17 protein-coding genes and 1 tRNA gene are annotated in these 17,556 nt (G+C 39.0%); 7 read left to right on the top strand and 11 right to left on the bottom strand.

Translation table 11 applies throughout. From position 1 onward, the window contains the following. Positions 1-88: 88 nt before the first annotated feature. The gene (locus ACTHN6_RS16220; protein ID WP_440436823.1) at positions 89-436 is read right to left on the bottom strand and encodes a 4Fe-4S dicluster domain-containing protein; all 348 of its coding nucleotides are present in this window, start codon (positions 434-436) and stop codon (positions 89-91) included. A gap of 55 nt (positions 437-491) precedes the next feature. Here ACTHN6_RS16220 and ACTHN6_RS16215 point away from each other — a divergent pair, with 55 nt between their 5' ends. Further along, complete coding sequence (locus ACTHN6_RS16215; RefSeq protein WP_440436822.1) at positions 492-1,493, top strand: acyl-CoA reductase; 1,002 nt, start codon at positions 492-494, stop codon at positions 1,491-1,493. A gap of 36 nt (positions 1,494-1,529) precedes the next feature. After that, entirely contained in the window at positions 1,530-2,027 is a 498-nt protein-coding gene (locus ACTHN6_RS16210; protein ID WP_440436821.1) for a TlpA family protein disulfide reductase, read from the top strand. 103 nt (positions 2,028-2,130) lie between these two features. Here the strand turns inward: ACTHN6_RS16210 and ACTHN6_RS16205 are convergent, their stop codons facing one another. The 6 genes from ACTHN6_RS16205 to ACTHN6_RS16180 all read right to left on the bottom strand — a co-directional run bounded on the left by ACTHN6_RS16205 (position 2,131) and on the right by ACTHN6_RS16180 (position 7,216). Continuing rightward, positions 2,131-3,072: an NAD(P)-dependent oxidoreductase gene (locus tag ACTHN6_RS16205; RefSeq protein ID WP_440436820.1), complete on the bottom strand. Its 942-nt coding sequence runs from the start codon at positions 3,070-3,072 to the stop codon at positions 2,131-2,133. A 23-nt stretch (positions 3,073-3,095) separates the two neighbouring features. Further along, positions 3,096-3,851 carry a 16S rRNA (adenine(1518)-N(6)/adenine(1519)-N(6))-dimethyltransferase RsmA gene (rsmA, locus tag ACTHN6_RS16200; RefSeq protein ID WP_440436819.1) on the bottom strand — a complete coding sequence of 252 codons (756 nt, stop codon included), beginning with the start codon at positions 3,849-3,851 and terminating at the stop codon, positions 3,096-3,098. Positions 3,852-3,948: 97 nt separating this feature from the next. Next, positions 3,949-5,259 carry an ammonium transporter gene (locus tag ACTHN6_RS16195; RefSeq protein WP_440436818.1) on the bottom strand — a complete coding sequence of 437 codons (1,311 nt, stop codon included), beginning with the start codon at positions 5,257-5,259 and terminating at the stop codon, positions 3,949-3,951. A gap of 26 nt (positions 5,260-5,285) precedes the next feature. Continuing rightward, positions 5,286-6,353 carry an outer membrane beta-barrel protein gene (locus tag ACTHN6_RS16190; RefSeq protein WP_440436817.1) on the bottom strand — a complete coding sequence of 356 codons (1,068 nt, stop codon included), beginning with the start codon at positions 6,351-6,353 and terminating at the stop codon, positions 5,286-5,288. 335 nt (positions 6,354-6,688) lie between these two features. After that, on the bottom strand, positions 6,689-7,081 hold the full coding sequence (locus tag ACTHN6_RS16185; protein ID WP_440436816.1) for a hypothetical protein: 393 nt from the start codon (positions 7,079-7,081) through the stop codon (positions 6,689-6,691). 64 nt (positions 7,082-7,145) lie between these two features. Continuing rightward, positions 7,146-7,216, bottom strand: a tRNA-Cys gene (locus tag ACTHN6_RS16180). 99 nt (positions 7,217-7,315) lie between these two features. Here ACTHN6_RS16180 and ACTHN6_RS16175 point away from each other — a divergent pair. The 3 genes from ACTHN6_RS16175 to ACTHN6_RS16165 are packed head-to-tail and all read left to right on the top strand — an operon-like array spanning position 7,316 to position 9,980. Next, entirely contained in the window at positions 7,316-8,194 is an 879-nt protein-coding gene (locus ACTHN6_RS16175) for a nucleoside phosphorylase (RefSeq protein ID WP_440436815.1), read from the top strand. A 1-nt stretch (position 8,195) separates the two neighbouring features. Then, complete coding sequence (gene dapF, locus ACTHN6_RS16170; RefSeq protein ID WP_440436814.1) at positions 8,196-8,981, top strand: diaminopimelate epimerase; 786 nt, start codon at positions 8,196-8,198, stop codon at positions 8,979-8,981. 60 nt (positions 8,982-9,041) lie between these two features. Next, complete coding sequence (locus ACTHN6_RS16165; RefSeq protein ID WP_440436813.1) at positions 9,042-9,980, top strand: magnesium transporter CorA family protein; 939 nt, start codon at positions 9,042-9,044, stop codon at positions 9,978-9,980. A 134-nt stretch (positions 9,981-10,114) separates the two neighbouring features. Here ACTHN6_RS16165 and ACTHN6_RS16160 read toward each other — a convergent pair whose 3' ends face one another. Next, positions 10,115-10,699: an RNA polymerase sigma factor gene (locus ACTHN6_RS16160; RefSeq protein ID WP_440436812.1), complete on the bottom strand. Its 585-nt coding sequence runs from the start codon at positions 10,697-10,699 to the stop codon at positions 10,115-10,117. 217 nt (positions 10,700-10,916) lie between these two features. Here ACTHN6_RS16160 and uvrA point away from each other — a divergent pair, with 217 nt between their 5' ends. Both uvrA and ACTHN6_RS16150 read left to right on the top strand, forming a co-directional pair. Next, entirely contained in the window at positions 10,917-13,796 is a 2,880-nt protein-coding gene (gene uvrA, locus ACTHN6_RS16155; protein WP_440436811.1) for an excinuclease ABC subunit UvrA, read from the top strand. Between the two features lie 361 nt (positions 13,797-14,157). Beyond that, positions 14,158-14,619 (top strand): hypothetical protein, encoded by a 462-nt coding sequence (locus ACTHN6_RS16150; RefSeq protein WP_440436810.1) that lies wholly within the window; start codon positions 14,158-14,160, stop codon positions 14,617-14,619. An 86-nt stretch (positions 14,620-14,705) separates the two neighbouring features. Here the strand turns inward: ACTHN6_RS16150 and ACTHN6_RS16145 are convergent, their stop codons facing one another. From ACTHN6_RS16145 to ACTHN6_RS16135, 3 genes are all read right to left on the bottom strand, one after another. After that, positions 14,706-15,539 carry a universal stress protein gene (locus ACTHN6_RS16145; RefSeq protein ID WP_440436809.1) on the bottom strand — a complete coding sequence of 278 codons (834 nt, stop codon included), beginning with the start codon at positions 15,537-15,539 and terminating at the stop codon, positions 14,706-14,708. 60 nt (positions 15,540-15,599) lie between these two features. After that, a complete protein-coding gene (locus ACTHN6_RS16140) occupies positions 15,600-17,180 on the bottom strand; it encodes a DHA2 family efflux MFS transporter permease subunit (protein ID WP_440436808.1) in 1,581 nt (526 codons plus the stop codon). A 190-nt stretch (positions 17,181-17,370) separates the two neighbouring features. Next, the coding region (locus ACTHN6_RS16135) for an HlyD family secretion protein (protein ID WP_440436807.1) at positions 17,371-17,556 on the bottom strand (186 nt) is incomplete at its 5' end.

Raw genomic sequence — 17,556 nt, 5'->3', positions numbered from 1 at the left:
ATATCTTCAAAACTTTCAAAAACGTTGCCATTTTTTATAAGGGTATAAAACCTTCGCTTAAAGTTAAGAATTTAATGATACCAATTAATTAAACATGCAATTTATCTTTTTTCGCCAATAGTTCTTCAATTGTTTCCTGGTACATTTCATCGGGCACACAACAATCAACCGGGCAAACCGCTGCGCACTGCGGCTCTTCATGAAAACCCTGGCATTCCGTGCATTTATTGGGCGAAATATAATATGTGTCAACCGCCAGCGGCGCCATGCGCTGTTCGGCATCCACAGCAGTTCCATCCATCATTATCACTTCTCCACGTACTGTTGTACCATCTGCAAAAGCCCATTCTACGCCGCCTTCATAAATGGCATTATTGGGGCATTCAGGCTCACAGGCTCCACAGTTTATACATTCATCTGTTATTTTAATAGCCATAACTTTTATTTTATATCTGGTTAAATACTTTTGCGTGTAAAATTAAGCATCAATAATGAATATTAAAGAACGAGTTGATTTGCTGGTAAGGCTTGGTGAATACTTTTCGGAAGACAATGAAACGCTACAATATGTAAAGCAAAGGGCAAATGCGCAGAACCCCTGGTTTAGCAGGGAGTTTATTGGCCTGGCGCTGCAGAATATTGAACAACATTTTTTGCAACGCCATTTGCTGGAAGAATGGGTAAAAAAATATGGTTTAGAAAATAACCCTGTTATTCCCAAAAATATAGGCATTGTTATGGCCGGCAATATACCGCTGGTAGGCTTTCATGATTTTTTATGTGTATTTATAAGCGGCAACAGGGCTATTGTAAAACCTTCTTCAAAAGATGAAGTTTTAATTAAACATATTGCCGAAAAGCTTATTGAATTTAACAAGGAAACTGCGGCTTATATAACCTTTGCAGAAACGCTTAAAAACTGTGATGCCTATATTGCAACAGGGAGCAATAACAGCAGCCGTTATTTTGAATATTATTTTTCAAAGTATCCAAATGTTATTCGGCGTAACAGAACTTCTGTTGCTATTTTGAACGGCGATGAAACAGAAGAAGAATTAAATTTACTGGCAGATGATATTCAGCTTTATTACGGTATGGGTTGCAGAAATGTAACCAGGCTCTTTGTTCCCGAAGGCTATGACTTTATTGGTTTGCTTGATGCCTTAAGAAAATATAACCATTTTTCAGATTTTCATAAATACAAAAACAATTACGATTATCAACTGGCATTGCTTATCATGAATCACAAATATTACATGACGAATGATTCTTTGATATTAACAGAAGGCGACAGCGTGTTTGCTCCGGTAAGCCAGGTTAATTACAGCTTTTATAACGAGCCTAAAACATTGGCTGAAAGTTTGCAAAAAAATGAGGATGTTCAATGTATAGTTGGAAAAGGTTTTATTCCTTTTGGTAAAGCGCAGTCCCCGTCGCTCACAGATTATGCAGATGGTATTGATACCATGCAATTTTTAAAGCAATTAAATTAATTCAATATTCAGAAGTCCAAACTCAAAAGATATAGAATGAAAAAGTTATTGTTTCTTTTCATCGCCAGCCTTAGCCTTTATTCAGTTCATGCGCAGCAGGCAGATACCATTCCGCCTTATCAAAAAGATTCTTTGCATATACCTGCATTTACGGTTTTAAAAGTTGACAGCACTTATACAAATGATAAGGCTATTCCAAAAGACAAACCGGTTGTTATTATTTACTTCAGTCCTGAATGCGGGCATTGCCAGATAACTGCCGATGAGTTCAGCAAAAAGATGAAGGAAATGAAAGATATTTATTTTGTTTGGGTGAGTTATTATCCTTTACCTGAAGTAAAAGAATTTGCCAGGAAATTTAACCTGCAGCAGTTTACCAATATTATTATTGCCCGGGATGAAAATTATGCCATTCCATCTTATTACCGTGTAAAGTTCACGCCGTTTATGGCCTTATATAATAAAGAACATCACCTGGTAAAAACCTGGGACCAGGGCACGGATGCGGATACGCTGATAAAACTGGCGAAGTAAATATTATTGAAAGATAAACAGCGGTCAGACGCTTCCGGAAACATGTAATCTTACTACATGAAAAGCGTCAGACCGATAGCTGAGAGTTATTTTTTAAAACAATCTATAAAACTTTTTGCGCGTCTAATTTATCCAATACAACTTTTGCCATTTTAAAAAACGCTTCATGGCTGTAGCCCGCAATATGCGGCGTAATAATTACATTCTTTTTGCTGCATAAGTTTTGAAGCGTGCTTTTTTCCTCATCGGAATAAGAAGCCAGGTTTTCATTCTCCAAAACATCTATGCCTGCAGCTTTAATAAAGCCACTGTTCAGTGCATTTAATAAGGCTTTGGTATCGGTTACTTTTCCGCGGCAACAGGAGAGAAAAACGGGTTTGCGTTCAAAGCATTTGAAGAATGCTTCGTCAGCATAATGAAATGTTTCTTTTGTAAGCGGTAAATGAAGACTTACCACATCCGCATAACGTGCTATCTGTTCGGGCTCGGCTTCACGAACATACCCTTTCGCGTAGCCAAATTTATATTTATCATGCGCTAAAACGGTACAGTCAAAAGAGGACAACAATTTAGCAAAAGCTTCACCGGTATTTCCATAACCAATTATGCCAATGGTTTTACCCGTTAATTCCGTTCCCCGGTTGGCATCGCGTATCCATTCGCCATGCTTTACTTCTTCAAAGCTGCTTGTAATATTATTCAGTAAATTCAACACCAGGCCAAGTGCATGTTCGGCAACGGCATTACGGTTGCCTTCAGGGCTGCTTACACAAACAATTCCTTTTGATTCGGCATAAGCAACATCAATCAGTTCCATGCCGCTGCCCAGTCTTCCGATCCATTTTAAATTGTCGGCTTTATCAATTATAGCTTTATCAATTTTAAGCCTTGTTGTAACAATTAAGCCGGTGGCATCTTTAATAAGCGATTCAAGTTCCTGGTAGGTTACAGCCGGTATATGTAAAACTTCGTAGCCTTTTGTTTTTAATTCATCCAGTAAATATGCATGAACCTTGGCGGTAATAATTGCTTTTTTATTTGACATGTTTTGTCCAAAAAATTTATAACTTATTTCATTTTAAAGGTAAGCGCGGCAAATTCTTCAATGCTCAATTGCTCGGCACGCTTATCAAAAATTCCGGCCTGCAAAATATCTTCATTAAATAAATTACGAACAGCATTGCGCATTTTTTTTCTGCGCTGATTAAATGCTGTTTTCACGAGCAGGAAAAAAGTTTCTTTACTGCTTACATTTAATGGCTCCTTTTTGAGCGTTAATTCAATAACGCCACTCATAACTTTTGGTGGCGGATTGAATGCAGCAGGCGGCACATCAAATAAATAATCAACGTTGTAAAATGCCTGTATTAAAACGCTTAGAATGCCATAAACTTTTGTATTTGGCTTTGATGCTATGCGCTGCGCCACTTCTTTCTGAAACATACCTATTACCAGCGGCACATGTTCTTTCCATTCAAGCATTTTAAAAAGTATCTGTGATGAAATATTGTAAGGAAAGTTTCCAACCACGGCAAAGCTGTCTTCAAAAGGCATACTGGCTTTTAAGAAATCCTCGTGAATTAATCTGCCTTTTAGTGAGGGGTAAGTATGCAGCAGGTATTCCACTTTTTCAGCATCAAATTCTATTGCTTTAAAATTGATATTATTTAAGTGAAGCAGGAATTTGGTAAGTGCACCACCACCGGGCCCTATTTCCAGCAGGTTTGTTATCTGATGCTTGGTTAATGCGGTAACTATATTCCGGCTAATGTTATCATCCTTTAAAAAATGCTGGCCCAGCGATTTCTTCAGCGTGTATTGCATGAAGCAAATTTAACTGAAGGAAATATTTGTAAAAGAAAAAGCCCCAAAAACGGGGCTTTTCTACAGTAATGGTATGGTATCCGGGAAACATTGCTGCTTATAAACTCTCATCGTGCTGGGTAACATCAAGCCCGAGCATTTCATCTTCTTCGCTCACACGCATGGGGCTAATGATATCCACTATTTTGAAAAGAATAAAACTCATTACGAGGGCAAATACCACCACAATAAAACAACCTAAAACCTGGTGAGCAAAGAAACTTGTGCCGCCATAAAGCAGTCCATCGGCCCCGGCGGGGTTAATGGCTTTGCTGGCGAATACGCCGGTTAATATCATGCCCACAATGCCGCCAATACCATGACAAGGGAAAACGTCCAATGTATCATCAATGGTTGTTTTGCCTTTCCAGAAAACAGCGATGTTGGAACAGATAGCTGCGATAAATCCTATAAAAATGCTTTGCGGCAAACCAACAAAACCAGCTGCCGGTGTAATGGCAACGAGGCCAACTACTGCGCCAATGCAAAAGCCCAATGCAGATGCTTTTTTGCCTTTCAACATATCAAAGAATATCCAGCCAAGACCTGCAGCGGCTGCGGCAGTATTAGTGTTGGCAAATGCATCAACAGAAAGGCTGCTGGCCGCAACAGCGGAACCGGCATTAAAGCCAAACCATCCAAACCAAAGCAAGCCTGTGCCCAATAAAACATAAGGAATCCGTGCAGGTTTAACATGCTCGCCGGTTATAGCCACTTTACGTCTTTTTAAAACAATGGAACCTGCCAGGGCGGCGCAACCGGCAGAAATATGTACAACGGTACCGCCTGCAAAATCCAGTACGCCCATTTTAAATAGCAGCCCATCGGGGTTCCAGGTCCAATGTGCAAGCGGAGCATAAATAAAAAGGCTGAATAAAACCATAAAAATCACATACGACATAAAACGGATTCTTTCAGCCGTGGCGCCTACAACCAATGCCGGGGTAATTACGGCAAACTTCATTTGGAATAATGCAAACAATAAAATGGGAATAGTTGGTGCACCGCCCCAGGGCGCATGTCCGTTTATTCCTTTCATCATAAGAAATTCCGACGGGTTGCCTATAACGCTTCCAATAGAAGGCCCAAAGGCAAGGCCAAAACCAATAACCAGCCACAAAATGCTTATAAGGCCCGTAGCAATAAAGCTTTGAAACATGGTAGAGATAACGTTCTTTTTGCCAACCATTCCACCATAAAAAAATGAAAGCCCGGGCGTCATTAATAAAACAAAGGCAGTAGATACAAGTATCCAAGCAATGTCTCCAAAATTGTAGCCATCAAAACTGTAGTCCGCAACGAGCGGAACAAAAATTCCCCAAACAGCAAAGATGCCCAACAGGATGAACGGAACTGGTTTACTTTTCATAACAGATTTTAGTTTTGATTAAAAAATTAGAAATGATAAGTTGCTGCAAGAATGCCTGTAAATGTTGATTTTGTGGGATCGCCATTATTTTTAAAGAAGACTTCGTCTTTGGCACTTTCAAACCTCAGTTCAGGAATTATTGTAAGGTTGCCAATTTTTATATTAGGCGACAGGGTGATGTCGAAAATACTCGTGCCGGGTGCTGCCACAACAGCTTTTTTGTTATCGAAGTATTCGCCACGAAGTGTTATTCCAAAGGTGCTTGACGGATCTACATTAAAATATAATGCAGAACCCCACCAGCTATTGGAACTGCCGCCGTCTGGCTTCACAGATTGAACCGTTCCGTTATAACCAATGCTGAACTTGTCTGAAACAGTTCCAAGAAGCACCAGGTCAAACTGTGTTAAACCATAACTGCCGCCATAACTTCCCTGGTAATTAATATAAGCACTTAATTTATCATCAGCCGTGGCAGTACTGAATTGCGCCAGGCCGAAAAAGCGGGAGTTATTTTGAGAAACATAATCTGTGGTATTGGCCACACCAAGCATAAGGTTGCTTTTTTTGCCTAACCCGATATCTGCTTTCAAACCGGTATGTGAAAAGGGACCATAAGAAAACATATAATCCATACTGTAGTTGCGGTTGAGGTAAGCATCTGTAAGTTCATAACCGATGTGGGTAGCCCATTTGCCCATTGTTAACTTAAACCTGTCGGAAACCGCATAACTTAAAAATGCCTGCTTTACAGCAAAAAGTGTTGAATGATCCGGATTAGCGTAGGAAAATTCTTCAGCCCTTCTGCCAAAGCCTAAATCAATGGTTGCACTGGCTTTGCCAAAACTATGATCGGCCCGCAGGCTTGCCATGCCTAACTCAAATGAATTCTGAGAATTGCTGAATGCCGTGTAGTTGTTGGTGTATTTTTCACCGGTTCCGGCATCTTTGGCATTGGCGAAATTGTAGCGATAATAAACATCTACTGAACCTGTAATTGTAGGCCAGGGAGATGTTTTTGCTGAGTCTTCCTGGCTAAAAGCAGCCATACTAATAAGCAGAAAAGAAATGGAAGAAGTGATCCGTTTAGTCATAACAGTTTATAATTTGAGTTAGAGAAAATAGTTCTCCCACAGCAAGCATTGGTAATTTAAGATCGTTAACGTTTTAAATTTAAATTATAATATATAATAATATTAAAATTTATTTCACAATTGTATAATAATATTTGCGTAATTACAATAAAAAAATAAATATTTATTTTTTTAATATGAATTCAACCTGCAAATAAACCTATTCTGGGAAACTCCGGATAGGATTATTTGACTAAAGATGATGGGAGAATAAAAGGTATAAGAGCAGGCTTAATGAAAATAAGTGAAAGGGTAGAAATTGAGTATATATTAATATATGTAATATTAGTACGGGACTATTTTTTTTCAATCTTTTTAAGCTCAGGCAGGAAAGTCATAATTAAAATTCCTATACATAATAGTAGTTCTACATACAGGCCAATTTTTTTTTCAGGGCATTCACCCATATAACAGGTTGAAAGTAGCATAAAGTTGCGTATGCTCCATGCAAGATTAATTGCACCTATAAAAACGTTGGCCCTTTTTACCCATACTCTTGGTATTATAAAAAACAATAGAAGTACTACGCCCAGCACCATGTGCATAAGGCCAGGCTTACCATACATGGTACCTGGTGCCTGCATTCCTGTAACCAAAATATTCCTTTCCGGTATAAAACTCCAGGGTAAATAACAAGCACCTGCTAATAATAACACGAGAATACAGCCTATCGTTTGCGAGTATTTCATTTGGAATTATTTCATTACCAGTTTATTAATTAAAAAACCCTCTCCGCTGAGGAGAGGGTTTCAGAGGTTCCGAGCAGATTCGAACTGCTGTAAAAGGTTTTGCAGACCTCTGCCTAGCCACTCGGCCACGGAACCATAAATGGGGTGCGAAAATAAAGCAAAGCATTCAAGCGTCAAAACAAATCCTAACTCACGAAATAAATTTTAATATTTGCTAAAATCTAATAACCGGTTATGCAAATTGCCGAAAGCGAATTTATCCTGAATGAACGGGGTGCAGTTTATCACCTTAATTTGTTGCCGTCAGAAATTGCCTCAACAATAATGACTGTTGGCGATCCGGAACGGGTACCATTGATAACTAAATTCTTTGATGAAATTGAAATAAAGCAATCACACAGGGAATTTGTTACGCATACCGGCAGGCTTGCAGGAAAAAGAATTTCTGTGGTTTCCACCGGAATTGGCACTGACAATATTGATATTGTAATGCAGGAACTGGATGCACTGGTTAATATTGACTTTAATGAGCGCCAGGTAAAAAAACAATTACATCAGTTAAATATCATACGTATTGGCACTTGTGGTTCGCTGCAAAAGGATGCGCCCGAAGACAGCTTCGTGGTTTCCACGCATGGCCTTGGCATAGATAACCTGCTTAATTTTTATGTTGCCGATAATAATGAAGAAGAAAAAAACCTGCTGCAGCAGTTTATTTTGCATACGCAATTAAGCAGCAGGTTTGCGCAGCCATATATCGCCACGGGTGCTGCATCTTTGCTTAAACATTTTGTTGATGGTTTTCATCACGGCATTACGGTTACCTGCCCGGGATTTTATGGCCCGCAGGGGCGCATGCTGCGGCTGGGGCTGGCTTATCCGGAACTGATAGACCGTTTAACAACATTTAATGCGGGCAATTACCGAATTATGAATTTTGAAATGGAAACGGCAGGCATTTATGGTTTAGGTAAATTGCTCGGTCATAATTGTATTAGTTTAAGTTCGGTGGTAGCTAACCGCGTGGCGGGAACTTTCTCTAAAGACCCGGGCAGAACAATGAACAGTTTAATTGAAAAAACCTTGAATATAATCACGTCAATCAATCTTTGATATGAAGCTTACTTTTTATAAATACCAGGGAACCGGAAACGATTTTATAATTATCGATAACAGGAATGGTAAAAATATCAGCTTAACCAATTCCCAGGTTAAACAATTGTGCGATCGTCGTTTTGGTATTGGTGCAGATGGTTTAATGCTCATGAATGATAAGGAGGGTTTTGATTTTGATATGCAATATTATAATGCTGATGGCCACACCAGCACTATGTGCGGTAACGGCGGGCGCTGCATGGTAAAATTTGCCTATAATAAGGGGTTAAACAAATCGGAATATTTGTTTAATGCAGTTGATGGGCCACATAAAGCTGCCGTTGAAAATAATGGTTGGGTTGATTTAAAAATGAAAGATGTAAATGCAGTTGAAATATCTATGTTTTCCGATTATATTCTTAATACCGGTTCCCCGCATTATGTAAAACCGGTAAATAATGTGATGGATATTGATGTGGTGAAACTTGGCCGCGAAATACGCTATAATAAACGCTTTGCAGATGAAGGCATTAATGTAAATTTTGTTGAGCAGGAAGATGAAGGTAAAATTTACGTGCGTACTTATGAGCGCGGCGTTGAAGATGAAACATTAAGTTGTGGTACGGGCGTAACGGCGGCGGCGCTTTCATTTGCCCATAACGATAATGGTTTTAATCATGTGAGTGTTAAAACACCCGGTGGCAGCCTTGCCGTTGATTTTGATAAAACCGGTGAAGCAAGTTTTGAAAATATCTGGCTTTGCGGCCCGGCAACTTTTGTTTTTAAAGGTGAAATTGAAATATGAAAATTCAAACGGTAACTTCACCCGCTTTATATCTTCCTTTATCATTCATAATTCACCAAAATGGTTCAGCTTTTTAAGATTTTAAACAGTGCTGCAATAGAGATAGAAAAACCGGCTGATGCAGTTTGGGTGAATCTCGTACCGCCCTTTAAGGAAGAGGAATTCCAGGAGTTAAGTAAAACCCTTGAAATACCCATAGAATTTTTGCGTGATTCTCTGGATATTGATGAACGCCCGAGATACGAGGTGGAAGATGATGTGCGCTTTATTGTAATAAAAACACCGGCTGAAAATAATTCGTTTAATGACAGCGATGCTTATTATATAACCATTCCCATTTGTATTATTCTTACAAAGCGCCAGATTATAACGGTAAACTCGTTTGACAATGATGCTATAAAAAAATTCCTCGGCACTTTTCAAAAACGCAATCCCGATAAGCGGAATATTATGGTGCTGAAGATTTTTGAGAAAGTGGTACAGAATTTCATGGATTTTTTGAAAGAGATCAATAACCGCCGCAATACTTATGAGCAAAAATTATACGACAGCAACCGTAATGAAGAGCTGCTTAATCTCATGCGTATTCAAAAAAGTCTGCTGTATTTTGTAACGGCTTTGCGCAGCAATGAATTACTGATGATAAAACTGGAACGGACAAACTTTTTATCGCTGAATGATGATGAACGTGAAATCCTAAATGACCTTATTGTAGAAACCAGCCAGGCGCTTGAAATGGCCAATATTTATACTAATATATTAAGCAGCACGCTCGATGCTTTTGCAAGCATCATCAGCAATAACCTCAATAATGTAATGAAGCGGCTTACATCCATCACCATCATACTTTCATTCCCATCTTTAGTGGCCAGTATTTATGGTATGAATGTGGCTATTCCCTATGCAAATGTGCCGCATGCTTTTTATACACCCGTTATTTTATCCATCGTGGTATCTGTAATAATAGCCTGGTATTTTATGAAGAAGAAATGGTTTTAGGTTGATATAAAAACAATAAAGGCTGTTAATTCAAACAGCCTTTATCATCTTGTTGTTAATCAGTTTAAGATACGGTAAGCATTAAAGGGGAAACATCACACCGGCCATCTTCCTCACTGTCTAACAACAATATCTTACAAATTTATTTGTTTTTCCAACATCATTTTCCTAAGGTTTATCAACCCGTAACGCATTCTTCCCAAAGCCGTGTTAATACTGCAGTTGGTGGTTTCGGCTATTTCCTTAAAACTCATATCGCCAAAATGCCTTAACACAATCACTTCCCTTTGTTCTTCCGGTAATTTATCGAGCATTTGATGAATACGGTCATAATTCTGGTTGCGGATGATCCGGTGCTCTGCATTGTCGTTTACAACCACATGTATTACATCAAAAATGTCTTTTTTATCCTGGGTAAGAATGGTAGGCGTACGTTTTACTTTACGGAAATAATCAACGCAAAGGTTATGGGCTATGCGCATGGCCCATGGTAAAAATTTACCTTCTTCATTGTAGCGGCGGCTGCGCAAAGTGTCAATAATCCGCAAAAAAGTTTCCTGAAAAAGGTCTTCGGCCAGAAATTTATCCTTCACCAAAAATAAAATACTGCTAAAAAGTTTATCCTTATAGCGGGAAACAAGCATTTCAAGAGCGCTGCAATCGCCTTCCTGAAAACTAAGAATTAACTGGGTATCAGTTAGTGATTTATATAATTTCATAATCGTGCCTTTAATGCAATTGTAACTGTTAACAGAAATTAATTACTTGAAAGAAACCGGGTAAAAGTGTAAGTATAGGCAACGATTTTTTTTGAATGGCTTAACTATTGTTTGCAATATGTAAAAAAAAAGTGAAATCCCCAAATCATATTTGCTGAAAAAGTTTTTGAAGGGTGTAATTTCGGCGTTTAGTAAATTAAGCAGCAAAGGAAATTATATGAGTTTAAGCGAGGCAGGCATTAAAACAGATAAGCTGATCCAAAAGAAAAACCTACCTGAAAATATTTTCATAAAAGGAGCAAGGGTTCATAATCTTAAGAATATTTCGGTTTCATTTCCACGTAATAAATTTATTGTGGTTACAGGTGTTTCCGGTAGTGGCAAGTCATCTTTAACCATGGATACATTGTTTGCCGAAGGCCAGCGGCGTTATGCAGAAAGCCTCAGTGCATATGTGCGCCAGTTTATGGCAAGAATGGTTAAGCCCGATGTAGATTTTATTAAGGGCCTTTGCCCGGCCATAGCCATTGAACAAAAAGTTATTACCCGCACGCCGCGCAGTACTGTGGGCAGTATGACGGAAGTTTATGATTACCTGCGTTTGCTTTATGGCAGAACCGGTATCACCATTTCTCCGGTAAGCGGCAGGGAAGTGAAGAAAGATGATGTGCCCGATGTTTTAAAAGCCATTCAGCAATTGCCGGAGGGCAGCAAGGCTTATATTCTTGTTCCGTTTAAACAACATGCAAAAAGAGATGTACGGGAAGAACTGAATATCCTGTTGCAGAAAGGGTTTTCAAGAATTTATTTTACTGAAAAAAAAGCTGCAGCCCGCCCGTCTAAAAAAAATACGGAAGCACCTTCTGAAATTGTACGCATTGAAGATTTATTGGAAGAAGATGATAAAACACTCAGGCAAAGATTCAAGGCAGCAGGTTCTGTTTACCTGCTGGTTGACAGGATTATTACAAAAGAATTTGATGAAGACGATATACACCGTTTAAATGATTCCATAGGCATTGCCTTTTATGAAGGGGATGGTGAAATGCTGCTTGAAATTGATGAATCCAAAACTATCCCATTCAGCAATAAATTTGAACTCGATGGAATTGTATTTGAAGAGCCGGTTCCAAACCTCTTCTCATTCAATAATCCTTATGGCGCCTGTCCCACCTGCGAAGGTTTTAGCCAGGTATTGGGTATTGATCCTGAACTTGTAATTCCTGACCGGCGCATGAGTGTTTATGACGGCGCCGTTGCACCCTGGAAAGGGGAGAAGCTTGGCTGGTGGCGCGAACAATTTGTGAAAGGAGCACGCTCCATTAATTTTCCGGTACATAAACCTTTGGCTGATTTAACAGATGAGCAATACAGCATTTTGTGGACAGGACAGGAGGGTGTATATGGCATAGATGATTTTTTTAAAGAAGTTGAACAAAATCTTTATAAGGTTCAATACCGCGTTTTATTAAGCCGTTACCGCGGCCGTACCAAATGCCCTGATTGTAAAGGTTATCGTTTGCGCAAGGAAGCTTTGTATGTAAAAGTTGGCGGTAAACATATTGGTGAACTTTGTGAAATGCAGGTGAGCGATTTAAAAAAATGGTTCGATGGTTTGCAGCTAAGTGATTATCATAAAAAAGTAGCTACCCGTATTTTAATTGAGATACATCAGCGCCTGCAAACCTTATTAGATGTGGGTTTGGGATATTTAACCTTGAACCGGTTGGCCAATTCTTTAAGCGGTGGCGAAAGCCAGCGTATTCAGCTCACACGCAGCCTGGGCAGCAATCTTACCAATTCACTATACATTCTTGACGAGCCTTCCATCGGCCTGCATGCAAGAGATACAGAACGCCTGATAAGTGTTTTGAAGAGGTTGCGCGACGAAGGCAACACCGTTGTTGTGGTTGAACATGATGAAATGATGATGCGGGAAGCGCAACATATAATCGATATGGGGCCGCTGGCTTCGCACCTTGGCGGTGAAGTAGTAGCTGAAGGTGATTACGATGCCATCATTAAAAACCCTGAAAGCCTTACCGGTAAATATTTGCGGGGTGATTTAAATATTCCCGTTCCAAAAAAGTTGCGTACATCAAAACATGCCTTAAAAATAACAGGCGCCAGGCAAAATAATTTAAAGAATATAGATGTTGAATTTCCGCTGGATATTTTGTGCGTTGTAAGTGGTGTAAGTGGAAGCGGTAAAACAACGCTGGTAAAACAAATTTTATACCCGGCTTTACGCAGGTTAAAAGGTGAATTTGGCGAAAAGGCCGGCTTTCATAAAAGCCTTGAAGGTGATGTTGATTATATATCGCAGGTTGAAATGGTTGACCAGAACCCAATTGGAAGAAGCAGCCGCAGCAATCCTGTAACTTATATTAAAGCTTACGATGAAATACGCGATTTGTTTTCCAAACAACATTTAAGCAAACTGCGGGGCTTTCAACCCAAACATTTTTCTTTTAATGTAGATGGCGGCCGCTGCGATACCTGTAAGGGTGAAGGCGAGCAAATAGTTGAAATGCAGTTTTTAGCCGACGTGCATTTAACCTGTGAAGTTTGCGGTGGTAAAAAGTTTAAGGAAGAAGTATTGGAAGTAAATTATAAGGGCAAGAATATTTATGATGTATTGGAGTTAAGCGTTGATGACGCTATTGAATTCTTCTCTGCTGATAAAGACGGTGCCGCTATTGCAAAAGCCATAAAGCCTTTACAGGAAGTAGGTTTAGGTTATATAAAACTTGGCCAAAGCAGTGATACACTCAGCGGCGGCGAAGCGCAGCGCGTAAAACTTGCTTCCTTTTTAGGAAAGGGCAAAGGTGCGGGGCATATACTATTCATCTTTGATGAACCAACAACAGGTTTGCATTTTCATGATATACAAAAATTATTAGGTGCTTTCAGCGCATTGATTGACCAGGGGCATTCTGTTATTGTAATTGAACATAACACAGATGTACTTAAAACTGCCGACTGGATAATTGATATGGGCCCTGAGGCCGGTGATAAAGGTGGTAATGTCGTGTATGCCGGTATTCCTTCCGGTATAAAAAAAGCTAAGGAAAGCATTACAGCAAAATTTCTATAATAAATCCCTGAAAAAATAAACAACCCGGATTAATTAAATGAACTTATAAGGGCCTGATTAAATCTTAACTGAACTTAATCAACTTCATAACACCTGTCTTTTTAATAAAGCGTATTAATAGCTATTAAAAAAAAAAGAAAACTGGCAACATAAACCTGCCTTCTTTTTTATTAACTCTTCTGTACAAACGCTATAGTATTATCATTTTTATAATTTTTAACGAATGCTGCGAAAACTTACAAGTGTTTTTTCCATCTCATTATAAAGTGTAGCGGTTATAAAAACAGCAGTTGTTTATAGGAGGTGAATGTGGATTTTTAACGCTGGTACACGATATGTAACTAACAATAAACACACAAGTATGAAAAGAATTTTATCCCTCACATTAATCATCGCTGCAATCTTCAGTTTAACCTCCTGTGTTAAAACAGTGGAAACAGTTCCCAGGCCCGTTGTTAATCCGATTGCTGGTTCATGGTACCTATATGATGCATCCGAATTGTATGGAAATAGCTGGTATTCGTTTGATGCAGGCATTGATGGTGTATTAACCTTTTATGAAAACGGTAACGCTCAGTATGATGATGGATATTCTTTTATGCAGGGCACCTGGTATACATCTTATATTTCTGACGGCTATTATGATCAATACGGCAATTATTATACGGATATGCACCAGGATTTCCAGGCATCCATGAGTAACAGGAAAGGCTATTCGCTTGATCTTTATTTTGATGATATAAGCTTTGCAGGCAATAATACTTTTATAGGCACTTATTACACCGGCAAAAGCATTGAGCGTTATACATTCAGGCGTTATTAAGTTTGTTATAAAGGCCGGTGTTTTCGCAAATCAACCGGCCTTTATTAATGCCTGTCTATATATTCATAATCCGCATAAATGTGAATTTAAATAAAATCCTTTTTTTGTCTTAATGATAAAACGGGCAAGCGGTTCAGATTTACAATGCCTGTTGTATGATCCTGCTGAAAAATCTTATGCCATAAACCATGACGTGTGGGTATTACAAGCAGCATATCTATATTTTCTTCCGCGGCAAAATTATCGATGGCAGTAAAGATGTTTTTAAATTCGGGTTCAAAATATACGGGTGATAATTCAGCCAGATCATCCTGCACCATCTTTTTATAACCTAAGGCAGTTTCATCAACCACTTCCTTGGGTGATACAACATTTATAACATATAACTGTGCTTTTGTAAAATTGATAAGACGCTTTATCATAGCCACTGGCATTTCCAGGTTTTTTCGGTAATAATTTACGGCAAATGCAATTTTTTTTACCGGCTTATAACTTATGGTTGATGGCACAACCAGTACCGGAACATCAAGATCAATAAACGCATCCACAATATTTGCATCCCACGCAAGCAATTCATTGTACCGGCCATCTGCGCCGAGTATAATAAAAGAGGTGTTTTCTTCTTTTGCCTTTGCATATAATTCATCAATAAAAACACCCGTAACCATTTCAGCTTTTATATTTATTTCGGGGTAATTATTTTTTACCCATTCATATTCCTGCTGCAACTTTCTTTCATCATTCAATAATGTTTCACTCATGGCTGCTATTGCAATGGCATCGCCTGCTAATGATGCAGGGAAACTAAAAATATTCAGTAACAAAACACTTGTTGTGGGGTTATGTAAAAACCTGCACGCATACTCCAGTGCATTGCGGGATGATGCTGAAAAATTTGTAACCACAATAATCTTTGCCATAAATTAAAAATATCAATTTGAATGGTTGGGGCTGCAGATGATTAAGAAGCAGCAACAGTTTTAATGCCCTGCATCTGCCAGGCTTATTTTGGTTTTTGCATTTCTTATAAATATCAACACTATTGGTACAAATACAAGAAACATAAAACCTATGTACAGGAATATATCCATATAAGAAAGCACGGTAGCCTGTACTGAAACGGAACCATCCAGCATTTTATAAGCTGTTCCTAAAGCAATATTTGGCGGCATGCCTTTGGCCTGTAAACCCGCAGCCATAGTCTGCACCCTCGATTGTACAGCAGGGTCATATATATTAAGGCTATCTACAAGGTTACCCCTGTGATGAACAATATCCCTTGTTAAATAAGTTGAAATTAAGGCCACGCCAAATGAGCCGCCCAACTGGCGCATCATGCCTGAAAACGCAGCGCCCTGGCCTATTTCGGCGCCTTTTAATGTAGAAAGTGCCAGGGTTGAAATAGGTACAGACAATAGTCCCAGGCCAACGCCGCGTACCATTAAAGGCCAGAAAAAATCTTCGCCGGCAGTATGTGGTGTCATTACTTTATAAGTCATTAAACTATAAATAAAGAAGATAGCCATGCCCAAAGAAATTAATATTTTTTGCGGAACACCGCGTTGTATCAATTGTCCTATTATCGGCATCATAAACGCAACAGTTAATGTACTTGGGATCATTAATAAGCCTGATTGTGTGGCATCCCATCCCAAAATGCTTTGCGTATATAATGGGATAATAAATGTGGAACCAAACAGGCCAAAACCTTGTACAAAAGATAATATAACACCCATCCTTAAATTAGGATTTCGTAATACCCTTAACTCAACTATCGGGTATTTATAAACCAGTTGTCGCCATATAAAACCATAAAAGCCAAAACAGGTGATAACCGTTAATACAATAATAAGTTTACTATTGAACCAGTCGTCTTCCTGCCCTTTCTCCAATATATATTGTAAAGAGCCAACTGCAACGGCTAAAAGAAAAATACCTAACCAGTCAACCTGGCTTGCAGGGCGTTTTTCGCCATACTTAGGACTTCTTACATACTGCAGTGTAAGCAAAGTGGCAATAATCCCAACAGGAATATTTATGTAGAAAATATACGGCCATGCATAATGGTCAACTATATAACCGCCAAGCGGCGGGCCAAGCGTAGGGCCAATAATTACACCCAATACATATATAGCCTGGGCCATAGCCCTTTTTTCCGGCGGATAACTTTCTGTAATAATTGTTTGCGATGTTACTAATAAAGCACCGCCGCCAAGGCCTTGTATAAAACGAAAGATAACAAGCTCTCCAATGCCTGATGCATTACCACATAAAAAAGAAGAAGCTGTAAATATGATGATGGAAGCGGCAAAATAATTTCTTCTTCCAAACTGCTGTGATAACCAGCTTGTCATTGGTACGATAATAACATTAGCTATTGAATAGGCTGTAATTACCCAGCTCACTTCACTAAGCGTAGCGCCAAGGCTGCCGCGCATATCATTCAATGCCACGTTTACAATGGTTGTATCAATGATTTCAAGCAGCGCACAAAATACTGCCGTGATGGTAATAATAACCCGCCGTGAACCATATTCAACCAGTGATTGCTGTTGTTCCATTTAATTATTTTTTTCCATGCGGAAGATTAGCAGGTTATTGTTTTTAAAATGGGTATTGTTGCGCTAACGGCCAAACATTTTTGAAAGCGGCTGAATACTTATACATTGTATAAATGAAGAATGCAGTCGATAAAATAAAAACTTAAATAAATCCTGTTAATCACTTAATATTATAAATCCAGGTTATGTATTAATCCAAATGCACATCTACATATACATTCATGCCTGCCTTTAATTGCTTTACCAGTGAATCCTGCGGATTGGCAAATTCAATTCTGACCGGTAAACGCTGCACAGTTTTTACAAAATTTCCGCTGGCGTTATCCGGTGGCAATAGAGCGAAACGCGAACCGGTTGCAGGAGAAAAAGAAGCAAG

Source organism: Parafilimonas sp., from assembly GCF_051953455.1.
Lineage (GTDB): Bacteria > Bacteroidota > Bacteroidia > Chitinophagales > Chitinophagaceae > Parafilimonas.
This window is presented reverse-complemented; position numbering and strand designations above follow the sequence as displayed.

Excerpts from the sequence above, each read along its gene's own strand:
- ACTHN6_RS16205 (WP_440436820.1), bottom strand. The coding sequence starts at position 3,072 with ATGTCAAATAAAAAAGCAATTATTACCGCCAAGGTTCATGCATATTTA.
- ACTHN6_RS16185 (WP_440436816.1), bottom strand. The coding sequence starts at position 7,081 with ATGAAATACTCGCAAACGATAGGCTGTATTCTCGTGTTATTATTAGCA.
- ACTHN6_RS16140 (WP_440436808.1), bottom strand. The coding sequence starts at position 17,180 with ATGGAACAACAGCAATCACTGGTTGAATATGGTTCACGGCGGGTTATT.
- ACTHN6_RS16145 (WP_440436809.1), bottom strand. The coding sequence starts at position 15,539 with ATGGCAAAGATTATTGTGGTTACAAATTTTTCAGCATCATCCCGCAAT.
- ACTHN6_RS16150 (WP_440436810.1), top strand. The coding sequence starts at position 14,158 with ATGAAAAGAATTTTATCCCTCACATTAATCATCGCTGCAATCTTCAGT.
- ACTHN6_RS16160 (WP_440436812.1), bottom strand. The coding sequence starts at position 10,699 with ATGAAATTATATAAATCACTAACTGATACCCAGTTAATTCTTAGTTTT.
- uvrA (WP_440436811.1), top strand. The coding sequence starts at position 10,917 with ATGAGTTTAAGCGAGGCAGGCATTAAAACAGATAAGCTGATCCAAAAG.
- ACTHN6_RS16220 (WP_440436823.1), bottom strand. The coding sequence starts at position 436 with ATGGCTATTAAAATAACAGATGAATGTATAAACTGTGGAGCCTGTGAG.
- ACTHN6_RS16165 (WP_440436813.1), top strand. The coding sequence starts at position 9,042 with ATGGTTCAGCTTTTTAAGATTTTAAACAGTGCTGCAATAGAGATAGAA.
- ACTHN6_RS16210 (WP_440436821.1), top strand. The coding sequence starts at position 1,530 with ATGAAAAAGTTATTGTTTCTTTTCATCGCCAGCCTTAGCCTTTATTCA.
- ACTHN6_RS16175 (WP_440436815.1), top strand. The coding sequence starts at position 7,316 with ATGCAAATTGCCGAAAGCGAATTTATCCTGAATGAACGGGGTGCAGTT.
- ACTHN6_RS16190 (WP_440436817.1), bottom strand. The coding sequence starts at position 6,353 with ATGACTAAACGGATCACTTCTTCCATTTCTTTTCTGCTTATTAGTATG.
- ACTHN6_RS16195 (WP_440436818.1), bottom strand. The coding sequence starts at position 5,259 with ATGAAAAGTAAACCAGTTCCGTTCATCCTGTTGGGCATCTTTGCTGTT.
- dapF (WP_440436814.1), top strand. The coding sequence starts at position 8,196 with ATGAAGCTTACTTTTTATAAATACCAGGGAACCGGAAACGATTTTATA.
- ACTHN6_RS16215 (WP_440436822.1), top strand. The coding sequence starts at position 492 with ATGAATATTAAAGAACGAGTTGATTTGCTGGTAAGGCTTGGTGAATAC.
- rsmA (WP_440436819.1), bottom strand. The coding sequence starts at position 3,851 with ATGCAATACACGCTGAAGAAATCGCTGGGCCAGCATTTTTTAAAGGAT.